The 22,402-nt window shown below is 56.9% G+C and carries 14 protein-coding genes; 7 read left to right on the top strand and 7 right to left on the bottom strand.

Annotated elements, in window-relative coordinates; genetic code table 11:
* Nucleotides 1–86: 86 nt before the first annotated feature.
* Nucleotides 87–944, bottom strand: a complete 858-nt coding sequence (locus OKW87_RS13185) for an amidohydrolase family protein (protein WP_265540204.1) — start codon at nt 942–944, stop codon at nt 87–89.
* A gap of 1,080 nt (nt 945–2,024) precedes the next feature.
* Between OKW87_RS13185 and OKW87_RS13180 the strand changes: the two genes are divergently transcribed.
* Together OKW87_RS13180 and OKW87_RS13175 are read left to right on the top strand one after the other, a co-directional pair.
* Entirely contained in the window at nt 2,025–2,357 is a 333-nt protein-coding gene (locus tag OKW87_RS13180) for an L-rhamnose mutarotase (RefSeq protein ID WP_265540202.1), read from the top strand.
* Between the two features lie 631 nt (nt 2,358–2,988).
* Complete coding sequence (locus tag OKW87_RS13175) at nt 2,989–5,670, top strand: TonB-dependent receptor (RefSeq protein ID WP_265540201.1); 2,682 nt, start codon at nt 2,989–2,991, stop codon at nt 5,668–5,670.
* A 458-nt stretch (nt 5,671–6,128) separates the two neighbouring features.
* Here OKW87_RS13175 and OKW87_RS13170 read toward each other — a convergent pair whose 3' ends face one another.
* The 6 genes from OKW87_RS13170 to OKW87_RS13145 form a co-directional block, all read right to left on the bottom strand.
* The gene (locus tag OKW87_RS13170) at nt 6,129–6,323 is read right to left on the bottom strand and encodes a CstA-like transporter-associated (seleno)protein (RefSeq protein ID WP_443025053.1); all 195 of its coding nucleotides are present in this window, start codon (nt 6,321–6,323) and stop codon (nt 6,129–6,131) included.
* A gap of 3 nt (nt 6,324–6,326) precedes the next feature.
* Complete coding sequence (locus tag OKW87_RS13165) at nt 6,327–8,372, bottom strand: carbon starvation CstA family protein (RefSeq protein ID WP_265540199.1); 2,046 nt, start codon at nt 8,370–8,372, stop codon at nt 6,327–6,329.
* A gap of 23 nt (nt 8,373–8,395) precedes the next feature.
* The gene (locus tag OKW87_RS13160; RefSeq protein ID WP_265540197.1) at nt 8,396–9,676 is read right to left on the bottom strand and encodes an MFS transporter; all 1,281 of its coding nucleotides are present in this window, start codon (nt 9,674–9,676) and stop codon (nt 8,396–8,398) included.
* 716 nt (nt 9,677–10,392) lie between these two features.
* Nucleotides 10,393–12,174, bottom strand: coding sequence for an FAD-dependent oxidoreductase (locus OKW87_RS13155; protein ID WP_265544124.1), 1,782 nt, complete (start codon nt 12,172–12,174; stop codon nt 10,393–10,395).
* A gap of 539 nt (nt 12,175–12,713) precedes the next feature.
* Nucleotides 12,714–13,745, bottom strand: coding sequence for an aldo/keto reductase (locus tag OKW87_RS13150; RefSeq protein WP_265540195.1), 1,032 nt, complete (start codon nt 13,743–13,745; stop codon nt 12,714–12,716).
* Nucleotides 13,746–13,749: 4 nt separating this feature from the next.
* The gene (locus OKW87_RS13145) at nt 13,750–14,733 is read right to left on the bottom strand and encodes a zinc-binding alcohol dehydrogenase family protein (protein ID WP_265540193.1); all 984 of its coding nucleotides are present in this window, start codon (nt 14,731–14,733) and stop codon (nt 13,750–13,752) included.
* 560 nt (nt 14,734–15,293) lie between these two features.
* Here OKW87_RS13145 and OKW87_RS13140 point away from each other — a divergent pair.
* The 5 genes from OKW87_RS13140 to OKW87_RS13120 all read left to right on the top strand — a co-directional run bounded on the left by OKW87_RS13140 (nt 15,294) and on the right by OKW87_RS13120 (nt 22,358).
* The gene (locus OKW87_RS13140) at nt 15,294–16,334 is read left to right on the top strand and encodes a DUF4432 family protein (RefSeq protein ID WP_265540191.1); all 1,041 of its coding nucleotides are present in this window, start codon (nt 15,294–15,296) and stop codon (nt 16,332–16,334) included.
* 240 nt (nt 16,335–16,574) lie between these two features.
* Nucleotides 16,575–17,858 carry an MFS transporter gene (locus tag OKW87_RS13135; RefSeq protein ID WP_265540189.1) on the top strand — a complete coding sequence of 428 codons (1,284 nt, stop codon included), beginning with the start codon at nt 16,575–16,577 and terminating at the stop codon, nt 17,856–17,858.
* Complete coding sequence (locus tag OKW87_RS13130; RefSeq protein WP_265540187.1) at nt 17,855–18,772, top strand: 2-dehydro-3-deoxygalactonokinase; 918 nt, start codon at nt 17,855–17,857, stop codon at nt 18,770–18,772. Before OKW87_RS13135 ends, OKW87_RS13130 begins: the two co-directional genes overlap by 4 nt.
* Entirely contained in the window at nt 18,769–19,506 is a 738-nt protein-coding gene (locus OKW87_RS13125; RefSeq protein ID WP_265540185.1) for an SDR family NAD(P)-dependent oxidoreductase, read from the top strand. The genes OKW87_RS13130 and OKW87_RS13125 overlap by 4 nt, the downstream gene beginning before the upstream one ends.
* A 134-nt stretch (nt 19,507–19,640) precedes the next feature.
* The gene (locus tag OKW87_RS13120) at nt 19,641–22,358 is read left to right on the top strand and encodes a TonB-dependent receptor (protein WP_265540182.1); all 2,718 of its coding nucleotides are present in this window, start codon (nt 19,641–19,643) and stop codon (nt 22,356–22,358) included.
* The last annotated feature ends 44 nt before the right edge of the window (nt 22,359–22,402 follow it).

Below are 22,402 nucleotides of genomic sequence, written 5' to 3'. Positions count from 1 at the left end.
TTGCTCTGACAGAGCCCTCCATTACCATCGGTTGCATGGGGTCTAATGCAGCTGTTACTAATCGCCTTAGGGGTTCCAGAACTACATCAGTCGATTGCATAAATCCTTTTAGCATTCCCACCGAAAATCGCGCTCTGATCTGGCTGCGACAAATGCCTGAGGAGAGTACGACACTGGGTGTGCCAATCAACATAGTCCCCAGCCAATCGAATGACCGGCCAATCGCTTCCCCACAACAATCGACTGACGCCAAACTCTGACAGTATATGATCTACGTAGGGATGGATGTTACCGTCTTGGATCGCACCGGCTGCTTCGGTCCATAAGCCAGACAACTTACAAACGACGTTGCGGTTTGCTGCCAGTCGAGCAATATCATCACGCCAATGCTGGGACATGCCATATCCAACTTGCGGCTTCCCCGCGTGGTTGAGGACGATCGATAAATCAGCATTTTTGTAAGCGAACTTGGCAAGAGCGGGAAGTTGGTGAGGCCGAACTAGTGCATCGAGAACAAGGCCACCCGTCGCCATCGCCTCAAACCTTGGCGCAAGCTCCTTGCTAAGGATCCAGCTGTCGTCCGCCATTCCCTGCATCATCGCCCGCAACCCTTTGAGCGGCGCCTCATCGGCGAGTCGTGCAATTGTCCGCGCCGCCGAACCAGCGTCAAAATCGATCCAGCCCACTACACCGCGCACCATGGGGTTTTGCCGTGCTGTCTCGATCAGGAAAAGTGTTTCCTCGAGTGTGGGCGTTGCCTGAACAAGGATCGTTCCGTCTATACCGACTTCGCGTAGAAGTGGGCTGAGGTCGTCGGGCCCAAAATCACGATAGATTGGGGTCAAGTTGGGCGTCGGCCAGTCATAGTCACCCCGCGCAAGTCTCCAAAAATGCTGGTGGGCGTCTATCTGCATGTCAGCCTGCGTCCGGCGCTTCGTACGCATGGCCTATCACCCCTCCGAACGACTCAAGCGACCGGAAAAGACCAGCGGAGCTCCTGGACTTTCAACACGATTGGAGTGGATGTTACCGGCTCCGCCGAATCCAGACGCCTGCGGTTCCAAACCAAATGCCGCAGTCATGACGAGTAATGCCTGGCCATCTGCACCCAAGGCACAACTGGCGGGGCGTTGGCATCGCGTCGTGGCCAAGTTCAGGGTCCTGCTTCTCTTCGACGAGGCAGTGTTCTCCTCGGACGCGACTCGGATCTTCCAAATCTCGGATGGCGACAGAGGTAGATCCACAATCTAGTTCCCGCGACGATTCGTTGCTATATATGTAACACCATTCAGAAGATGGGTGCAAGTGAGGCATGGGCGGCCTCGCTAGCGGCCCACGTCTCGACCCCGGCTTAGGCCATCGCAGATCCGGGAAAGAGAACACATCGTTGTTGCTGTTAACGCTTCGTAGGCGTACGATCGGAAAGCGAAAAGTGAGGCCGATGATAAAACGAGGCAAGTCTCATCGACGTTTGTTCCGGCACAATCCTCCAGGACGTACCTTACGTCGGCGGGATGTGCCCTTTTAAAGAGACGATGGTGGAAGCTATTTGGCTCGAGAGTACTCGAACAATCTATCTTGTAGACATGCGAGCGGCGGCGGCCGTTATACTGTCGTTCGGATTTCCCATTTGGCGCGCTGCGGACCGAAATGCGTCATATCGGATTCACTCGCTTCCTGCGAAACGCCAACTTGATGCAAGTCTTGCGCGCGCATGTTATTCCTGGGCGATAATACGACCTGCGTCTTCGCGGCTGTTAGCCTTCAAGGCTCTTCGACGATGCGGAGTGTAGCTCGGCACGAATATCAACAACGGATAACTCACCAGTCTTCATCGCTAACGGATGGTTGGTTCGGCGTTCGTTTTGCCTCCAAGAGAGCCAGTCTTTGTGACTAGTCCAAATAGCACATTGGAGGGATGCAATGAAGCTGAGAAAGCAGGGGGCCGCCCGCGCTCCAAAACCCGCACTACCCCCGGCACTATGCAGGTCGCGCGGAGATCGCTGCCAATGAGAGGACACCCGATGACGCGACGCCAATGTTTTGCTTTGGACCTCGTCGATGATCCGGATCTAATTGCCGAGTATGAAGCGCATCACGCCGCCGGGCGGGTATGGCCCGAGGTCACGGCGGACATACGCGCGACAGGAATAATCGGCATGGAAATATGGCGGACCGGCAACCGACTTTTCATGATCATGGAAGTAGCCAAAGACTATCCTCGCTCGTCGGGATCAGAGCCCCGCGACGCTGCGTGGCAGCAGCTTATGTGGCGGTTCCAAAAGCCGCTGCCGCACGCTGCGCCCGGCGAAAAATGGGTGCCCATGAGTCGCATTTACGACTTGAGGGAACAGTAATCGGTTCGCTCAAAGACCGACCGCTCATCCGCATTCGCTCATTTTCCGCCACAGCCCACCGGGAGAGACTTCGATCGAACTCACGCTATCGGAACGGACGAGGTTCACGAGATCACGATTGGACGGCGAAAGCGGGTTTTGATGGAGCCGCCTACGGGAACGATCAGGATGAGAGCACACTCGCGCGTGGCAATGAAACCTCGATCCGAAATCTCGTATAGCGAACTCTCAAGCGCGCCGTTTCGTCGAACCGCACGATCAATGTTGCAACGCCACTGCCCAAATCCTGAATGCTCACGGCATTGCATAGTTAGCAATATCTCGGGAAGCATCCTCTCTCGCTAAGACGCCAGGCACGGCTCCGGCGCTCCCAGCAAATGCGGATCTCCATACTTTCCATACAGGTGCTCAACCTGATTCTGCTCGTGTCAGGCAGACCGCGCGCTGGCAACGACGCCTACGATTTCCCGACCGAGAGTCAGGCGCTGAACAATCCGTACTCACACGCAACCGAGGTTTTTATCTCTGAAGGAGAATCGTGGCGCGGCTGAAGCCATTGACATGTAGCTAAGATCGCAACAGAATGGCGATATTGGCGCCGTTAGAGAAGCCATTGAGAGGGAGGATGGAGATGGCGATACCTGAACTTCGATTTTTTGGCGGCTTGTTGCTTGCGGGTGCGGCTGCCTACTGTCCGGGCGTCTCTGCTCAGATTGTAGATGCCCCTGCTAAAAACGAAACAGCTGGCGATACTGCAGCTAACCCCTCTGAGCCACCGGCAGACGATGCCCAGGATATCGTGGTGTCCGGCATTCGAAGCAGCCTTGAGGCCGCTCTGGATGTGAAGCGAAATTCCTCGCAGTTTGTCGACGCGGTTGTAGCGTCCGACATTGGAAAATTGCCCGATGCGAATATTGCCGAATCGCTGCAGCGAGTATCCGGCGTGCAAATTCGAAGATCCCTGGGTGAAGGAACGAGCGTTTCGATACGCGGCCTTCGGCAGAATCGTACAGAGGTAAATGGCAGGACGTTGGCCAACCCGTTTGGCCGCGGCCGGGGGAACAGCACAGTTCGCGACGCGGACTATAATGCTCTCTCACTCTTTCCTTCTGAACTGATCAGCCGGTTGGAGGTCATTAAGCTTCTTTCGGCGGATCAAGCTGAAGGCTCTCTGGGAGGGACCGTCAACGTCATCACCAGGAAACCACTGGACGGCAAGGGCCCGACCTTCGCTTTCGACGTCTCGGGAGTTTATGCGGACCTTTCCGAACGAAAAGGTTACGCCGCCTCGGCGCTGGTATCCAAAACATTCGCTGATGACACCATCGGTGTCCTGGTTGGGGTGACGTATTCCGAACGCCCTGTGATCGACGAATCGTTCGACTCCTCTTCCGGTTTCAACTTTCTGACGACAGCGTTCAACACATCTGGCAACCCGAGCGCTAATGATCCGAACAGAGATGGACTTGCCGGTATCTACATTGCAGACCTTCGATACCAAGACCTATCTGAGAATCGGAGCCGGCTAGGCGCCAACATCGCATTGCAGTTCAAACCAAGTGAACACCTAGAATTGTACGCAGATGCAATTTATTCAAATTTGGATACTGACCGCCGCCGAACATGGCTCTCGCTCCCCCTGACTACTAATGCTTCAGACTACCTGGATTATAGTTTGTCAGAAAATGAGGTACTGGTTGCCGGCACTGTAAGACGTCCGATCCAAACTAATGATGAGCGGCTCACGGTTAAAAGCGACACCATTTCAGCCGGAAGCGGCGCGATAATCCGTTTCGGACGCTTCGAGGTGAGGCCAGAAATAAGTTACAACTACGCCAGATTGGAAAATACTCAGACTTTTGTGCGACTGCAGACGATCAGCAACTATGTATCCTCGTTCGATTTTACCGGAAACGAAGTTCCAAAACTAGAGCTGCCCAGCAATCTCGATCTACTCAATCCTTCGTTATTCCGCTATTCTAACGTCTTCGATAATGCGTATGACGCAAGAACTGTAGAAGTGGCGGCTCGCACTGACGCTACTTATAAGATGGACAGCGGGCTCATAAAGTCGCTCAACATAGGGCTACGATATGCTGACTTGGAACACCGCAGGGTTACGTCCACTTCTCAGCCAACGATCAGCATACCGATTACGACTCAATCGCCCTCGTTGTATGAAACCGTCCAGTTTCCGGGTTTGCTTGATAATAACGCACCATCGGGGGTGTACACCGGCTTCTTGGCCGCAAACCCATTTGCCACCGGTGAGAAATTCGCGTGTTCTGCGATCGGGGTGACTTGCACGCCCGGCGAAACGAACCCACTCAACTCCTTCGTGATCGGGGAGAAGACGCGCGCCGCGTACTTAAAGATTGAATACGAGGCAGGGTTTTTGTCCGGGAATATCGGTGTCCGCTACAGTCATACCGCCCGAAATGCTGTTGGCACCCAGCAAATTGGTGCCACCCTGTCTCCCGTGGTTGCGGAGCCCGAGTACGAGGATTGGCTTCCAAGCTTCATCTTGAAAGCAGATATGACGCACAATCTCGTGCTTCGACTCGGTGCCGCAAAGGTGGTCGGATTGCCGGATTTTGAGGATCTTAGCCCAGGTATCTCGTTATCGGCAGCGCCCCCATTCACTGGCTCAGCGGGCAATCCAAACCTTGAGCCATTTCGAGCAAATCAGGTGGATGCGGCCATTGAATGGTACCATGGGAAGGGGGCAGCGCTGACGTTAGGACTTTTCTATAAAGACATAGACTCTTTCGTGGTACAAAAGTCCGCGTTTGAGACGCCAAGTGGTTCCACCACGCAGTATTCTGTCCGCCGTAGCTACAATGGGGAGGGAGGAATGGCTCGCGGAGTAGAAATTCTACTTCAGCAACCACTCACGTTTCTTCCTGCTCCGCTGGATGGACTCGGCGTCCTCGCGAACTTTTCGTTCATTGATAGCTCCACTTCGCTGATTAACGCCAGGACGGGAGAAAAACTCCCTCTGCAGGGGCTATCGAGGGTGAACTACAACCTAGTAGGGTACTTTGAGAAAAATGGCCTAAGCACACGGTTAGCATACAATTATCGGAGCCGGTTCTTTGATAGCGTTGCGACGACCGGGGAGGGCATATTTTTTGACGCCTACTCGGGTGTGGACGCATCTATTCGATACGATTTTGGTTCCTTCGCGATATACCTAGAGGGCACCAACCTTAGTGACTCGTATCAAAGAAAGTACACGGGGTCTTCTGAAGCAACCTCACTCTATGGCATCCAAGGACGTCGGTTTACTTTGGGAGTAAGTGGAAGGTTTTAGGACCGCACCTATTTCAGATGTCGCCGGCGGCGATGGTGCCATGAAGGGTTTTGAGACCGCGGTCAACGCGGGTGCAACTCGCCGTTAGTTGGTTCTCGGTGGAAGCCGGGGCCGTTGAGGTTGGGTATGCAGGCCGGCGTCTGAACATTCCGCCGCCGCGCCCCGGCCGGGGCGCTCGGAGGTTGACGCCGGGCTCTGGCCGCTCACGCGGGTTTATATCAAGATCAGGTCAAGAGCTTGTTTACAACCTCGTTGCTAGGAAGTGGCTTCTTGCACTAATGGTCCGCCCAAATTTAGAATTCCATGCCTTGAGTGCGCTCGTGGAATTTGGGGCCATCCCAGCTTGGCGGTCCTTCCAAGACACGAAGTTGATCAATACGATCGCGTTAGAAAACGAGCCCCTGCGGTCTTTCGGCCGCCAGCAGGACAGCCCAAGAACGCCACGGGGATTTAGGATCTTAGCAGCAGCGGCCGCCTCCGCGGCCTCCATAACGGGCCTGCTGTCGCTCTTCGAAAAAGGTCCGCTCGCTAATTGGAATCCGGTCCGGATGCCGATCGGCCATGTGCCGGCGATAGGCCTGGTAGGAAGGCACGCCCACCATTAAACGGGCGGTGTCCCGCATCATCGTTAGCAAGGCGGCAAGTCTCCTCACCGATCACTCCAGCGCAGCGGCACTTGGAGTCTCACTCACTGTCGGCACGGAAACTCGCCATGCGGCGAGGCAATTTCGGATTGCGTAGAACAGGATCGAGAGCACCACGACTAGAAAGATCAAACAGAGAGCCGCGTCAATTCGATCGTTCATCACAATGCGTTGCATTTCATCGAGAGAGGCCGCCGGCTTCAGGACTTCCGCGCGATCCGCCGCTTCCGAAAAGAGGCTGGCGTGGGCGAGAAAGCCCACCTTCGGGTCGGCCGACACAAGCTTCATCAAACCGGCGGTGACGGTACAAATGACCAGCCACGTTGCTGGCACGATCGTGACCCAAGCGAAGCGCTCCTGCTTCATTCGGAAGAGCACGACAGTGCCTAGGAGCAGCGCGACTGCCGCAAGCATCTGATTCGCAATTCCAAAAAGGGGCCACAGCGTGTTCACACCCCCGAGGGGATCGGTGACGCCCTGGTAGAGGAAGAAACCCCAAGCACCAACGCAAAGCATCGTCGCCACTAGGCCCGGCAGAATCGAGGAGGACTCGCGAAACCTGGGGACGGCAAGGCCGATGAGGTCCTGCAGCATGAAGCGGCCCGCTCGCGTCCCGGCGTCAACCGCCGTTAGAATGAACAGCGCCTCGAAAAGGATCGCAAAATGATACCAGAAGGCCATCATCGCCCTACCGCCTATAGCGTGGCTGAAAATCTGGGCCATCGCGACCGCCAAGGTCGGCGCTCCACCTGTCCGCGATATGATCGACGTTTCCCCTATATCCCTGGCTGTCGCGGAGAGAGCCTCTGCGGAGATAGGAAACCCCATCGCTGTCACCGCTGCGGCTGCAGTTGCAGGTTCTCCTCCGGTGATAGCGGCCGGGCTGTTCATGGCGAAGTAGAGGCCAGGGTCCAAGATCGCAGCGCCGACGAGCGCGATCACCGCGACGAAGCTTTCCATCAGCATCGCCCCATAACCGATGAAGGGCGCATCGACTTCGCTCGCGATCAGCTTCGGGGTCGTGCCGCTCGCAATCAGCGAGTGAAATCCCGACACGGCTCCACATGCGATGGTGATGAAAAGGAACGGGAATAGCGAGCCCGACCAGACCGGACCATCCCCGGCTGCGAAGACCGTCACCGCCGGCATGCGGAGCGGAGGAGCCATGATGACAATGCCGATCGTTAGCGCCAGCATCGCACCGATTTTCAGAAAGGTTGAAAGGTAGTCGCGCGGGGCCAGCAACAACCAGACTGGGAGGATCGAGGCGATCCCGCCATAACCGATAAGCAGCCAGCAGAGCTCCAACGGCGACAACGTGAAGATCGGCGCCAGCACCGGCGATGCCGCCACATTCTGTCCATAGACTATAGCAACGACGAGGCCGACGAAGCCGATCGCCGAGACCTCGCCGATGCGCCCCGGCCTTATCCAGCGCGTGTAAATGCCCATCAACAAAGCGAGCGGTATGGTGGCGACGACGGTGAATAGCCCCCAAGGGCTGTCCGCGAGGGCCCTTACGACGATCAAGGCGAGAACTGCAAGAATGATCACCATGATCATGAAGGTGCCAATTAGTGCGATTGTACCGGCCACCGGCCCCATCTCGAGTCGAATAATCTCACCAAGCGATCGCCCATCGCGGCGCATCGAGATGAAAAGGACGATGAAGTCCTGAACGGCGCCGGCGATCACGACGCCGGCGAGAATCCACAAGACGCCCGGCAGATACCCCATTTGCGCCGCGAGTACCGGGCCGACGAGCGGGCCAGCGCCCGCAATCGCAGCGAAGTGATGGCCGAATAGAATGTAGCGGTGGGTGGGTACGTAATCGAGCCCGTCGGTCCGCCGCAGGGCGGGCGTCAGCCGGGTTGGATCGAGCCGCAGGACGGTTTTGGCGATGAACAGGGCATAGAAGCGATATGCTATGAGATAGACGGAGATCGCTGCGGCAACGATCCAGAGCGCATTGACATCCTCCCCCCTAGATACCGCGACAACGCCTAGTGCCAAAGCTGCCAGCGCCGACAGTGCGAACCAGCCTACCTTTTCAAACATCAGCCTCTCCTCGCAACTATCTTTTACGAACCCATGTAACTTGCAGGCGATACGGCACGCAGCCGAACTCGCTTCGACAGCGTGAATAATAGCGAGAAAGCTAACGGACAGGCTGCCGCCATAACTAGAAAGCTCGGGCGATACGACAATTCAGACACTAGTATGCCAATAAGGTACGTGGTTAGAACACCGACTATTCCTGTGAGCACGCCCGCAAAAGCGACCACCTTCGTTATTTCTTCTCTCGAGAGAAGGTCGGCAACCATCGAACTGATATTAACTTGCCAGGTCATTTGCGCGAAGGCGACGACGGAGGCGAGCGCAAACGTCACGGTGATAGTCGGCTCCCATGCTATTGCGCCACCTGCGGGCGCGATGCATGCAGCTAGTCCAAGGCTCGATAGCCGTGCTTTGAACGGCGCCATGCCGCGCCGGATGAGGATGCTGGACAGTGCACCTCCGCAAACGGAACCCACGGCTGCGGCGAGATAAACTATCCACGCTACCGCGCCGACATCAGCGAGTGTCAGCCCGCGCTCATCAATCAAATACTTCGGGAACCAGAAAAGGTAGAAGTACCACACAGGATAAACAAGCATTTTCCCAAAAACGATCGTCCATACTCTAGCATCCAAGATGTACGACCGAGCGACTTCGAACATTTGGCGATTTGGATATATCGAGCTGGAGCGCATATCTTTATGCCGCTCGCGTTTTTCCAGTCTCGGTCGCACCAATGCCAACCAGGCAACGCACCATAGAATACCCGCGGCGCCCCCAACGAAAAAAGTCGTCCTCCAATCTGTGGCAAGATATATCCCCACAACCAACGGCGGGCTGATCGCGGCCCCAACCATCGTGGTGGCGTTGCAGATGCCGTTGACATGCCCCCGTGTGGACGCATCGAACGACTCGAGCATGATGACGGCCATAGCGACAAATCCGCCAATCTCGGCGCAGCCGAGAACCATACGCGTAAAAGCTACCTGATTGGCGTCTTGGGCCAAGCCGGTGAGAGCATTCGCAACGGACCAGATTCCAACCATCCAGAGCAAGGCGTACCGGGCCCCAATGCGGTCTATCACTGCCGAGGCAATGACGTTCCCGATCGTGTAAGCAATCAGAAACAACGATACTATCCACGCATAATCGCGCTCGGACATCCCCAGTTCGTCTTGGATCGGACGTGCAAGAATCGAAAGCATCTGGCGGTCGAGATAATTGAGCAAGCCCGCCGTGGCGAGCAGGAGTACAAAGCCGACGGTCCACAGGCGCGACCTGGAACTTAACCTGCCATCCATCATCCAACTCCTGTGATCCGGCTCGCTTCCTGCTAGCTCGGAAAATCTCTTATTAAGAAGTGCTTCGCCTCAGGCTCACGATACTGCCCATCCAACTCAGAGGCGGCCGGCATTCATAAGGTATAATGGAGACCGGCTGAGATATCCGGACGGGCTACGCGCAAACGGACGTCGACTTGCGCGTGCGGAAAAATTGAAGCCGCGAACTCTGCCTGATAGCGACATAAATTCCCATCCATGTTCATACGGAATGTTGCGGTTTTAGCTACATATGTCAATCTGAGACGGCACCATCTTTACGGGGCAATCGCGACGGACCAATCGTGGGGCGGTTTCGGTTTTCGATGGTAATGTCGCATTGCGACGGCTTCCCCGAACCTGCTGACAGCAGACCGTTCACATGCCATTCCTTTCCGGGCATTGGAGACTGGGCCCGCCCCTGCATTGTGGGAGCTGGAAGCAGTCAGGTACGTCAACACCTGCACGAGGATGGCCAAACGACCGGGGCCAGAGGCGCACTAAATTGTCGGGTCGGTCTCGCTTCCTTTAAATCCCTACCCCGGCGAAGCCGCGACCCGGTATCGGGTTACCCGAAGCAACATCTGGGCTTCTAAGCAGCTCGAAGCTGGGCCCTAGGCTTCGCCGCGAAGAGATAGCGCGATCCGGCCGGGATCAATTCTGATTCATTATCAGCCTAAAGGCGATGCATCGATTTCGACTCAGGTCCCTGTTCTCGCTTGAGTCTTATGAAGAATCTGGCCCTCAGCAATCAGCCGCGACTGGAGCGTACGAATATTGATTTTCTGGACGGGGACTTTGTCTTCCAGCGCGATGGCAGCGGCGGTCCCAGCCGCTTGACCAAGGATCATGTAGACTGGCTCCATACGAATTGAGCCGATTGCCACGTGCGTCGCCGATAGAGCCACCGGCACAATCAAATTTTCGGCATGCTCCCGTTTGGGAATGATAGCTCGATACGAAATCTCATAAGGCGCCTTTTCCAATCGAACCGACTCATCAAGATGGCCTTCAACCTTAATCGTACCATCGTCATCTTCATAGCGTCGGACCCAGTGCGAATCCATGATGAACGAGCCCATTCCGATTGAGTCCACTTGTACCTTGCGCTCGGTGAGATCCATCTGCGTCATCACATAGCTACCGATCATCCGGCGAGCTTCGCGTATATAGAGTTGAGGAGGCCAATTGTCGTTGTCGACCCATTCGTCACGAGATGGGCCCCAGCTCGTCACCTCTTCGCGCAATTGTGCCGGCAGCCGCGGATCGTGCGCTAGGAACCATAGAAAACCCTGCTGGTAAGCCTTGTGAGCTTCGACCATGCGAGCACGTCCGGACGGGGTGAGTTCCAAAAATCCCCGGTTCCCGCCTACGAAGTCGGTGGAGAAGGGGCCGCTTGCGTTCAGGTCCCACTTTCCACCCGGCACTGGACTGACATGAATAAGTCTCGTGAAAGTTATGCCGGGATGTGCGAGAACATAGTCTAGCAAAACCTGGTATTGTTCTGGATCATAATTCTTTGGTTTCCACCAATCACGCTTCAGCCGCTTGTCTTGAGTAACGCTCAGCCGGAAACAGAACGCCTGTAATCGGCTATCTGCAGAACCAACAATACCAAGCGGCCCCGCCTCCACGCCCGGCAACAGTTTGCCGTTGCGCCTTGCGCGCAACGGCGCGCCGAACTGACCGTGGTGCATATACGTCTTAGTCGGCGTAGCGTATTCAGCCTCTGTATAGTCCTTGATATAATGAGGTGAGCGTATACCAGCGAGGCTTTCCCCGTATTTCGCTGCACTCTCCCGACCGTGGGTAAAAGGAACACCGCTCAGGGCGAGGAGATCTCCTTCGTAACTCGCGTCTATGAAGACTTTACCGCGAATTCGCGTGCGGCTGGACAGAAGAATTTGCTGTATTTTACCATCGCGCGACGTGACCCGCTTAATTCCATGGCCCGTCATCACGTCGATGTTATCTTTGCGGATCATGTCTCGCATCACGCCTGCCGCAATGTGCGCCTCGAGATCCCAAGGGCGAGGTTCGTACCAAGGTATTGTCGTTCCGCGAAACTGCACGACGTGCTTAGTCGTGCGCCGCGCGAGTCCGCGCCGGTGCACTTCGCTAAAGAATTCACTCGCGAGACCGCCCACCAATTCGGGAGTTCCTGTGTCGGTCGACCCTATGCCCCCGGTCACCATCCCGCCGATATGGCCCGACGCTTCCACTACAAGCACCGACCGACCTTGTCGTCTCGCGGCCACTGCAGCCATAATGCCAGAAGGCGTCGCGCCGTAAACGACGACATCGACGTTTCGCAAACCATTCGCGTTGACCGGGCCGACAGCGAAGATCGCGAACGCTAGGGCAACGAGATTAGCAAAGACGGAGGAGCCTGTAATTCGCGCAACGGTCCGGCTCGCGAACCAAGATCGACCGATTAGCCGGAGGCCGTCTCGAACCTTGGGTATCGTCCTCCACGAACTCATATCCACGCTCCATCTCCTCAATATTTTGTGGCGATAGTAGCAATTGTGTAGCGTGTGTCTAGGGAAATAGACTGGCATTGCTATTGAAATTTACTAGATCGCGTGCGCCGGCGATTGAGGGATCGGTGGGCCGGCACCGCAACGTAGCAGCCGCCATCCCCGCGCTCGTGCTGGCGCGGCGAACCTGCCCAAGGGCATGGGCACTGTCTACAATCAGTTATTGCAGAGAGTGGTGTACTAGGCTCGGTCCGCCCTAGGTGGGTCAAGGGTATAAGCGGGAACTGGACGTTTGCAGGCCAGCGTCTTCCGATTAACGATCGCATGTCAGTGTAACGCGCGCAGAATTTCCGTTGATTATGGGCCTCCTCTTGATCGAGTACGGACTGCGAGGGCCGATGATCTCGATATCAGGGTATCTCTAGTCGGCCCGCATATTGCTTGGCATCGTTGTACGTTCGGGTTCTAGATAGCGCTTACTTTTGTAACCTATCCGAAGCGCGCCTGCGTGATAACCAGGACGCCGGTTGCGTCGATCAACGCTACAAAAAAGGGTCCCGTGCTGGAGGGTCGCCGGGCCGTCGGAGCAACCCCACACTATGTAACTCCTCCCAAAGTGCGGCGGGCACGGGAGTTTCGAACATGGCCGGGATCGCACGGATACGGTCCGGCTGGGTGAGGCCGATCACCGTAGAGCATATTGCAGGGTGCAGCATCGGAAATTGCGTCGCCGCGGTAATTAGAGTTACGGCGTGGCGCCGGCATATCGCCTCAATCGACCGCACGCGTTCGACGATTCTCGGAGGCGCCAAACCGTAATCGTAGCTCCCACCCCCGACCGCCCCTGTCGCAAGAATTCCGGAGTTGTAGATTCCGGCAGCGACGATGCCAATCCCGCGCCTGAGTGCAAGTGGTAGGGCCTCGTCGAGGGCGGATTGTTCTAACAGGGTATAGCGTCCGGCCAACATGAGCAGATCGCAGTCCGTGTCATTCATCAGCGTGGAGGCGACATCGGCTTCGTTGATACCAAAGCCTATCGCCCTCACTACGCCAGCAGCACGCAACTCGGTAAGGGCGCGATAGGCCCCCTGGATCGCGGCGTCATACTGGCGATCGAAGGCGCCGCCGGCGTTTCGGCGGTCGAGGTCATGAATATAGACCACGTCGAATTTGTCGATACCGGTACGGGCGTGTGATTGTTCCAGGGCACGGAATGTTGCGTCGTATCCATAATCCAGTACCGGCCGCATCGGTAGTGGGTCGGTCCAAAGACCGCTATTGGAGGGCGCGCCATGAGTTGGAACGAAATAGCGTCCGACCTTTGTCGAAACCACATAGTCCGCGCGCGATTGAAGGCGGAGGAAACGGCCCAATCTAAGTTCGCTCAGCCCAAATCCGTAAAGGGGCGCGGTGTCGAAATAGCGAAACCCCGCATCCCACGCGCTGGAGAGGGCTGCGTCTGCTTCTGTGTCACCTATTGCTCGGCCTAGATTGCCAATTCCGCTGGCCCCGAAGCCGACTTGGGGCAACGATAGACCGGTTCGGTCCAGTATATGGCTTGCTGAGGGAACCACTCGGTCAGCTTTTCGCAATTTCGATTACCACCTTGAGGGTGCTTGCTCGATTTGCGTTGAAGTAGGGCAGGGCTTGGCACGCATCCTTGAAGCTGAATGTCTTGGAGATCAGCATGCCGGCACATGCACCCATTGTCTCAAGGCAATCCGCGGCGGCTTTAAAGTCGTTGAGTGTTGCATTCCGCGACCCTAGAATATCGAGCTCCTTTAGGTTAAAGAGTTCGGTGCGATAGCTTACCGGTGTCTTCGAATAGCCAATGTAGACAACCCGGCCGCAATAGCAGGCAAGATCGACCGCAAGAGTGAAAGTCTGCGGCGCACCCACGGCCTCGATCACGACATCGAAGGCATCTCCGTTAGTGATCGCCTCAGTTCGGGCGGTGGCATCCTCTGTAGCGCTGTTAATCGTGTGTTGGGCACCGAGCCGGCGCGCGATTGCGGTTTTTTCGTCGGAAATGTCCATCGCCGTGACCTCCGCACCGGCGCGCACTGCCGCCAGGATAGCGCCCGCGCCTATCATGCCGACACCGATGACGAGCACGCGGTCACCCTGCTTGACGCGTCCGCGCGCGACCGCGTGAAAACCGACAGAAATTGGTTCAATCAAAACCAGAAATCGTGGCGGCAGGGTGTCATTGGGGAGCACCTTGTCGAAGGGAACCACGATGCGCTCCGTTAAGGCGCCATCCTGCTGCACCCCAAGAGTGCGATTGTAGCGGCACGCGTTGATGCGTCCCCGCCGACATGAAGTACAAGTGCCGCAAGCGGTATACGGCATGATAGTGACACGCTGTCCCAAGGCGATGCCAGATACGCCCTCACCTAGTGCGACGATTTCGCCCCCAATCTCATGTCCGGGAATACGCGGCAGCGTGACCAACGGGTTGGCGCCGACGAAGGTGCTCAGATCGCTTCCGCAGAGTCCGACGTGACGGACAGCGACTTCTACTTCGCCAGGGCCCGGTGCGCTGCCATGGATTTCAACCATCCGCGTACTTTCTTGGCGATCTATTACAAGCCCTCTCATCAGCCCCCTCTCTATGTCTATTAAAGCAACCTTATAGAGGGACGCCGGGTTTCGCAAGGCCACGGTAGGAAGCCACCGCGATCGTATCGGCCTAGTTAACAGCGTCCCAGTCCGGTTCGACCAATTTAGGGCATCCATCGGGGGCGGATCGGAAGCTGTTGGGCGAATGCCGTTTATCTTTGCCCTTAACTATTGTGGGCCGGCACGCGAAGGCACCAGCCTGGAAACGCACACCTGATGGCACTGGAAGCTAATCACAACACAGAAGGTGAGGCTATCTTTGACCCAGTCAGCGGTCGCGTCTTAATCCCTTTCAGCCAGGTTTTGTGCGGCTACCTATCAATGCGCAATAATAAGAACGCGGCTTGATGCGCTATGCCGCTGCTTCGGGCTTTACAGCTTAGTTCCGGCTGCGCCGCTCCCTCCGATCCACGTCCTTTCGAAACAGCCATATCCTTCTCGTAAATCGAATTGACATCCCTTTTTTAGCAACGGAAAGTGAGATTCAACGGGAGTGGATAATGAACAATGATCTTGGGTTTCTGCCACGGGCCGCGCACCGGAACCATGGCTGCCGGACACGCGATTTCCTGTGGCGGGGCTTACGGTGTATCTCCATCGAGAATGCGATTGTGCGTGCGGTGATTTGCATCGACAAGGGCACTGATATCCTCGAATTGCTTCACAAGCCGAGCGATACGGAGATGCTCACCCAAGCGCCCGCGGGGACGGCGAGAGCTGGGGACCGGTTCAGCTCACCATTGGCTGAGGGCCCGTTTCGCGATGCATTTCCGGGCGGGTGGTACATCATGCTACCGAATGGACCCGAGCCGTGTCAGCACCAAGGCGCCTCGTTTGGCTTCCACGGCGAAGCCACCTTTCTTGGCTGGGATGCCCATGTAGAGGAGGACGGCGAAGATCGCGTCGCGCTATGCGCGCATGTGCGACTTCGACGCCTGCCGCTTTTGATCGAACGACGCTTTTCGATCGACGTGGCATCATCGACGCTAGTGCTCGAAGAGGCTATCACCAGTGAAGCGGCGGTACCAATCGATGTCTTGTGGGGGCATCACCCGACCTTCGGCGCCCCGCTGATCGAAAACGGCACGCGAATCGATCTGCCGCCATCACTTGTGAAGTCAGCGGACAACCGCCCACTTCTTGGCACAACGCTAGCCGAATTGGGTCGCTTTCCAGAGGCCACGACGGGGATTGCCGACTTCCACCGCGTTGACGGCTTCGAGGAAGGCTGGTTCGCGATCTCGAACGACCGACGAGGGGCGGCGGTCGCTCTGCGATGGGACGAACGAGTTTTCCCAATGATGGGTATATGGCGCGTTGCAGGAGGCGAGTCCGGGTATCCGTGGTATGGGGCGCGTCAAATGCTGGCGATTGAACCCGCCTGCGATCTGCCCTCCGTGGCGACAGCCGCGGCACGCGGAAGCGCAGTCACCTTGCAGCCAGGAGAGACGCGATCAACGACCCTCGAGGCCACGTTGTTCGTACCCCATGGCACGGTAACCTCGGTCGATTGGGCGGGCTCAATCAGCTTTGCGCGATGATAATGACGCAGCACTAGCTACCCTTACATTTCAGCAAGCATCTGGTGCCAGAGATCCATGCCGCGCTCATTGTGCTAGGTAGTTAACTTTGCTTTCCGCAAATCCTCAAGGCTTCCGAGCACGCCCCATCTCACCAAGGCGATTCTCGATGTTGCTATAGATGACACGTACGCCTATGAAAGCCGCGTGAGGTTGCAGTCCGATGGGCATGTCGCACAGCCTTGGGGAGAGGTCCTAATAATGACAGTCGCAGCCACGAAGATGGCGCGTTTCCGATGGCCGCTCGTCGCGATGCTCGCCTTAGCGGCGCTGCTCAACTATCTAGATCGCCAGACGCTCGGGCTAATGGCTGGTGCTGTCCAAGGCGAACTAGAGATTGATGACAAGGGCTACGCAGCCGTCGTCAATGCATTCCTCGTCGCGTATATGATCGGCGGATTAGTGGCCGCATTCATCGTCGATCGCGTCGGCGCGCGGTGGAGCATGATCATATTCGTCGGCTGGTGGTCGCTCGCCAGCGCGTGCACTGGCCTAGCAAACAACATCTGGCAACTTGGCGCCAGTCGGTTTGCGCTCGGCCTCGGCGAGGCGGGTAACTGGATCGCGTCGCCAAAATTGGTACGCGAATGGTTTCCCCAGCGAGAACGCGCGCTGGCAATCGGGATATATTCGTCCGCAGCGCATTTCGGAGCCGCGATCGCACCGGCTGTGATGGCGATGCTGTTCCTGGCGGTCGGCTGGCGGATGACGTTCGTTATTAGTGGTGCGCTCGGCTTGGTGTGGGTAGCTGCCTGGCTGATCCTATATCGCCCCAACCAGCCCCTCCCGATTTATCAGGAAGACCGTACGGGCGACGTGGAGGTCGTAGCCGAGCGATCTGAACCGATCGACGATTCCGGCTGGCGAGGATGGGTTAGCGTGATGCGCACGCGTGGCGTTTGGTTCTACGCGGTCTCCAATATGCTGACCAACCCGGTGTGGTTCTTTTACCTGTTTTGGTTCCCCAAGTATCTCACTGAGGAACGCGGTCTTTCCGTTGCGGAGATGGGACGGACGACGTGGGTGGTCTATGCCTCCGCAGGATTAGGCGCGGTCCTCGGCGGGGTCGCCTCCGGGATGGTCGTCAAGCGCGGAGTGCGACCAGCGCGCGCACGCGTGTACGTCATGGGCGCGGTCGCAGCGATCGCGCCGCTCGGCGCACTTAACGCGCTCGAGCCGCGAGTCGCGATAAGCCTCCTGTTGGGCGCAATCGTCGCTTTCTGCCACACTGCATGGGTAACTAATCAGACCGCGCTACCAATCGACCTTTATCCGACCCGCCATATTGGCAAGGTCATGGGCATCGGCTCGATCGTCACCGGCCTCGTCACGATCGCATCCACCTACATGGTCGGCCAACTTGTCGCCGGACTCACCTATCGTCCGATGTTCCTGGTTATCGCCGTGGCCTATCCGCTCGGCGTAGTCGCGGCGTTCCTGGCAACGACTGGTGAGTCGATGGCTCAGCGGGAAGCGCGCGCGTGACCCAAGGCACATTCATCGCGGTTGAATGGGGCACTACACGGATGTCCGCGCGGCTAATCGCAACGGATGGATCAGTTCTAGACCGCGTCATTGAAGACGTGCGGCTGGTCAATCTCGACCACGCGGGCAAGTTCTCGCGGTTGCGAGGGTTGCGGTCACGATGGCCTGACGCAATGGATCCGATGTTGTTGGCAGGAATGATTGGATCTCCGCTAGGCATCGGGTCAAATACTCAGTTACCATGCCCCGCAACAGCGAGGCAAATCGCGACGCACGCTCGCCAGGTACAACTCGAGGATTTGAGTTTGACCATACTGCCAGGCTTGTCGTGCACGTCGCGCTTCGGCGATCCTGATGTTTTACGTGGCGAGGAGGTTTCTGCCCTCGGCCTCATCGATCAAACCGAAGCCGGTGACGCCCTTTTGTTGTCAGTGCCCGGAATGCATGGCAAGTGGCTTCAACTCAGCCAAGCACGAATCGTCAGCTTCCACACGTCGATGACGGTCGAACTTTATCGCGCGCTCGAGCACCGCAGTATATTGGCGCCGCTGATGACGGCGCCGGCGTGCGATGGAAATGCCTTCCGGGCCGGACTTGATCGTGCTGCGGACGGTCGCGGCCTAGCTCGTTTGCTGTTTTCCGCACGAACGGCGGTAATGGCGCGACAGTTCAGCGAGAAGGAAGCAGCATCCTATTTGTGGGGCCTCCTCATAGGCGCCGATGTAAGCGAAAATCTCCAGTCGATGACTGATCGAGCGTGTTTCATCACAGGCGGGGACGAGGTTGCGCCGCTGTTCTGTGCCGCGATCAACTATCTGGGTATGGAGGCTCGGCTCGTGGACAATGACCAACTGTCAGCCACCGGCTTTGCACGACTTCGTCAGATGATGCCCGAACTGGAGCACAGCGCATGAGCGGAAGACTAAAAGGTCATAGCGCCGTTGTGACTGGAGCTGCAGGTGGGATCGGCGGTGCGATCGCTCAGCGCTTCGCGCTGGAAGGGTGCCGCATCGCGGCCCTTGATCTGGTATTGCCGGACTGCGGCGAGATCAACCTGACCTGCGATATGGCCAGCGACTTGTCGGTGGATGGAGCCGCTAAGGCCATTGCATCAGGCGGCATGCAGCCGACCATCGTCGTCCACGCGGCCGCGATGGGCGCACGGGCAAAAACTCTAGATACCGACAGCGGGTTCCTTCTCGCCGTCATGGACGTCAACGTTGGGGGCGCTTTCCGCCTAGCGCACGCGTTTGCACCCGCGATGCGAATGCAAGAGAATAGCGCATTCTTGTTCATCTCTTCGATAAACTCCTCCTTCGCAACTCCCAATCTGGCCGCCTATGCCGCGTCCAAAGCTGCCCTCGATAGCTTCACCAAAACGCTCGCACTTGAGCTGGCGGAAGACCGGATTCGGGTTAACGCAATCCGGCCAGCATCGATCGACACTCCGTTACTGCGCGGAGGATTTCTATCGCAGCCTGACCCCAATGCAGCGCGTCGCGACAATATCGCGCGGCATCCGCTGGGTCGACTTGGCACGCCGGAGGACGTGGCTTCGCTCGCGCTGTTTCTATGCTCTGACGAGGCATCCTGGATCACAGGGGTCGATTATTTGATCGATGGCGGAGCAAGCATCACCCGCCGTTGACACGGCGCATCAACGCGTCCCGTTCTAATACCATTCGCCGCCGGCCCCCCCAATCCGCCGCATGCTAACGCGCTTGACATGTAGCTAAGTGTGCAACACTTTACTCGAATAATAATTCGAGTGGGAGAGGGACTATGATCAAAAAGTATTCATTGATGGGAAGCGCGTGCCTAGGCGCCATGCTCGCGAACACACCAGCCCTCGCCCAGACCCCACCAGCAGGCTCAACGGATCCCCAGGAGACCACTTCAGCCTCTAGCCAAGCGGAAGACATAGTCGTCAGTGGCTATCGTGAAAGCTTAGCGGAGGCACTCGCCGTCAAGCGGCAGACCGATCAATTCCAAGATTCGATTGTCGCAACCGACGTTGCTAAGCTTCCTGACAACACAATTGCGGAATCGCTCCAGCGCGTTTCCGGCGTGCAGATTCGTCGCGCGTTAGGCGAAGGAACGAGCGTGTCGATCCGCGGCCTGCGTCAGAACCGGACCGAGATCAACGGGCGCACGCTTGTCAATCCGAACGGCCGGGGCGTCGGCATCGCATCAGTGGCCGATTCCGATTACGGGCCGCTGTCGCTGTTTCCATCGGAGATGATCGGCCGTCTCGACGTCATCAAGCTGCAAGGCGCAGATCGCATCGAGGGATCGCTCAGCGGTACCGTCGACATCATCACGCGCAAGCCCTTCGACAAACCCGGCCAGCTGGTCTCTGTTTCAGGCTCGGCGGTTTATTCCGACCAAGACCAGCGTTGGGGCTACGACGGTTCAGCACTTTATTCGACTACACTTGCGAACGACACGTTCGGAATTCTGCTGAGCGCGACCTATTCGAACAAGCCGGTTAACGAAGACTCATTCAACTCATTCACCGGTTACACGCCGCTAACCTCTGCCTTCAACACGGCGGCCAATCCGCGGGCCAATGATCCTAACGGTGACAGCATCCCCGGAACATACATCGCCGACTTCCGCTTCCAGCGGCTGCTCGAGAAGCGCGAGAAAATTGGCGGCAACGGAGCATTTCAATGGCGTCCAACCGACAGCTTCGAACTATATGGTGACGTCGCCTATTCGCACCTGAATACCCGCCGTTCCCGCGACTGGTTCGCAGTACCCCTCAGCACCAATGCGGCGGACTATGTTTCCTACACAATGTCGCCCAACGAAATCTTGACGGCAGGAATCATCAATCAGGTAGCGCAGGCCAATGCCGAAGCACTGAACGTCAAGAGCGACACTATTAGCGGCGCGGTGGGACTTAAGTGGAGTACGAGTGACGGACGCTTTTCTGTAAGACCTGAATTAAATTATTCGCGCGCAACGATGGATGTCACGCAAACCTATGTGAGAAACCAGACTATCAGTAGATATCGTTTTGAATTCAACATAGCCGACGACGGTGTCCCAATGTTGACGGGGCCCGCCACTTTCGATGCGGCTAATCCGGCGTTGTTCCGTTATTCCAACGTTTTCGACAATTTCAACCGAAACGTAGGCGAAGAATCTGCCGGGAGGCTAGATTTCGCCTTCAAGACAGAAGGATCGTTTTTGTCGCAGATCGATGCAGGCTTGCGTTATTCGACACTGAGTACCACACGCGACACGATACAGGCGCAGGCGGCTTTTGCCGGTGTTACGCCGGCAAACACCTTTCTGATGACCAGTGGTCCATCATCGGCATACAGCGTCCGTAACTATCCGGGCCTGCTTGGCGGCGACGCGCCGGCAATCGCTACGCATTATGTGGCGGCGCTACCGTCGGCCCTGCCGGTCGGGGCAGCATGTCGAGCAATCGCGGGCAATAGTAGCCTATGTCCTTCACGTATCATTGACCCACTGCAATCCTTTCGCATCGTCGAGAAGACAATGGCAGCATATCTCAAGGTAAATTTCGCTGCTGACCTTGGATCGATGCCGCTTTCCGGTAACTTTGGCGTTCGCTACACCGACACCAACCGCAATACGCAAGGTGCAATCCGTCGCGCTAGCGGCCTGGTTGATCCATTAATGGTGAAGACCAGCTCGGCGGATTGGCTTCCCAGCGCGGTTGCGAAGCTGGAACTGACTGATCGATTGGTGGCTCGTGTCGGTTATGCCAAGGTGCTTGGAATGCCGGACTCGGTAGATCTGTCACCGAATATCACTCTTAATCGTCTGGTTCCGTATAACGGGAGCGCAGGCAATCCTCGCCTGCAGCCGCTGAGAGCCGACCAGTTCGACGCCGCGCTCGAGTGGTATTTTGCTCCCGGCGCAGCACTTACCTTGGGTGGCTTTTACAAGGATGTGAAAACCTTCATCTTCAACAGCGCGAGTTTCGAGATCCCGCTTGGTGAGGTGGCGCCAGTCGATCAGGCCCAAGGGTACATTATTACGCGACCACTCAACGGCACAGGCGGTAAGGTGAAGGGCGTCGAGGTTCTTCTCCAGACTCCGCTCTATTTTCTACCGTCGCCGCTGGACGGCTTCGGCGTGGTTGCGAACTTTTCGTACATTGACAGCTCCACTTCGCTACTCGATCGCCGCGGTCAGGCTCTGCCGTTCCTAGGCCTGTCCAAGATCAACTACAATCTTGTCGCTTACTATGAAAAATACGGATTTGGAGCTCGCATCGCATACAATTACCGCGACAAGTTCTTCGATAGCGTGGGTCCGGGCAACACGGCAATCTATTACGCTCCGTACAGAACGGTCGATGCGTCAATTCGTTACGAATTTTCTTCGTTCACGGTCTTTGCCGACGCCTCTAACCTGACTGATCAGGTGCAACGGCGGTATGTAGAATCGTCTGAAGCAACCTCATTTTACGGACTGCAGGGCCGACGTTTTTCAGTCGGCTTTAACGCCAAGTTCTGACGACCTCTACATTCGGTTTTGGAGTCTTGGGGATCGGGGCAGCG

It is taken from the genome of Sphingomonas sp. M1-B02 (genome assembly GCF_026167525.1).
Classification (GTDB): domain Bacteria; phylum Pseudomonadota; class Alphaproteobacteria; order Sphingomonadales; family Sphingomonadaceae; genus Sphingomonas.
This window is presented reverse-complemented; position numbering and strand designations above follow the sequence as displayed.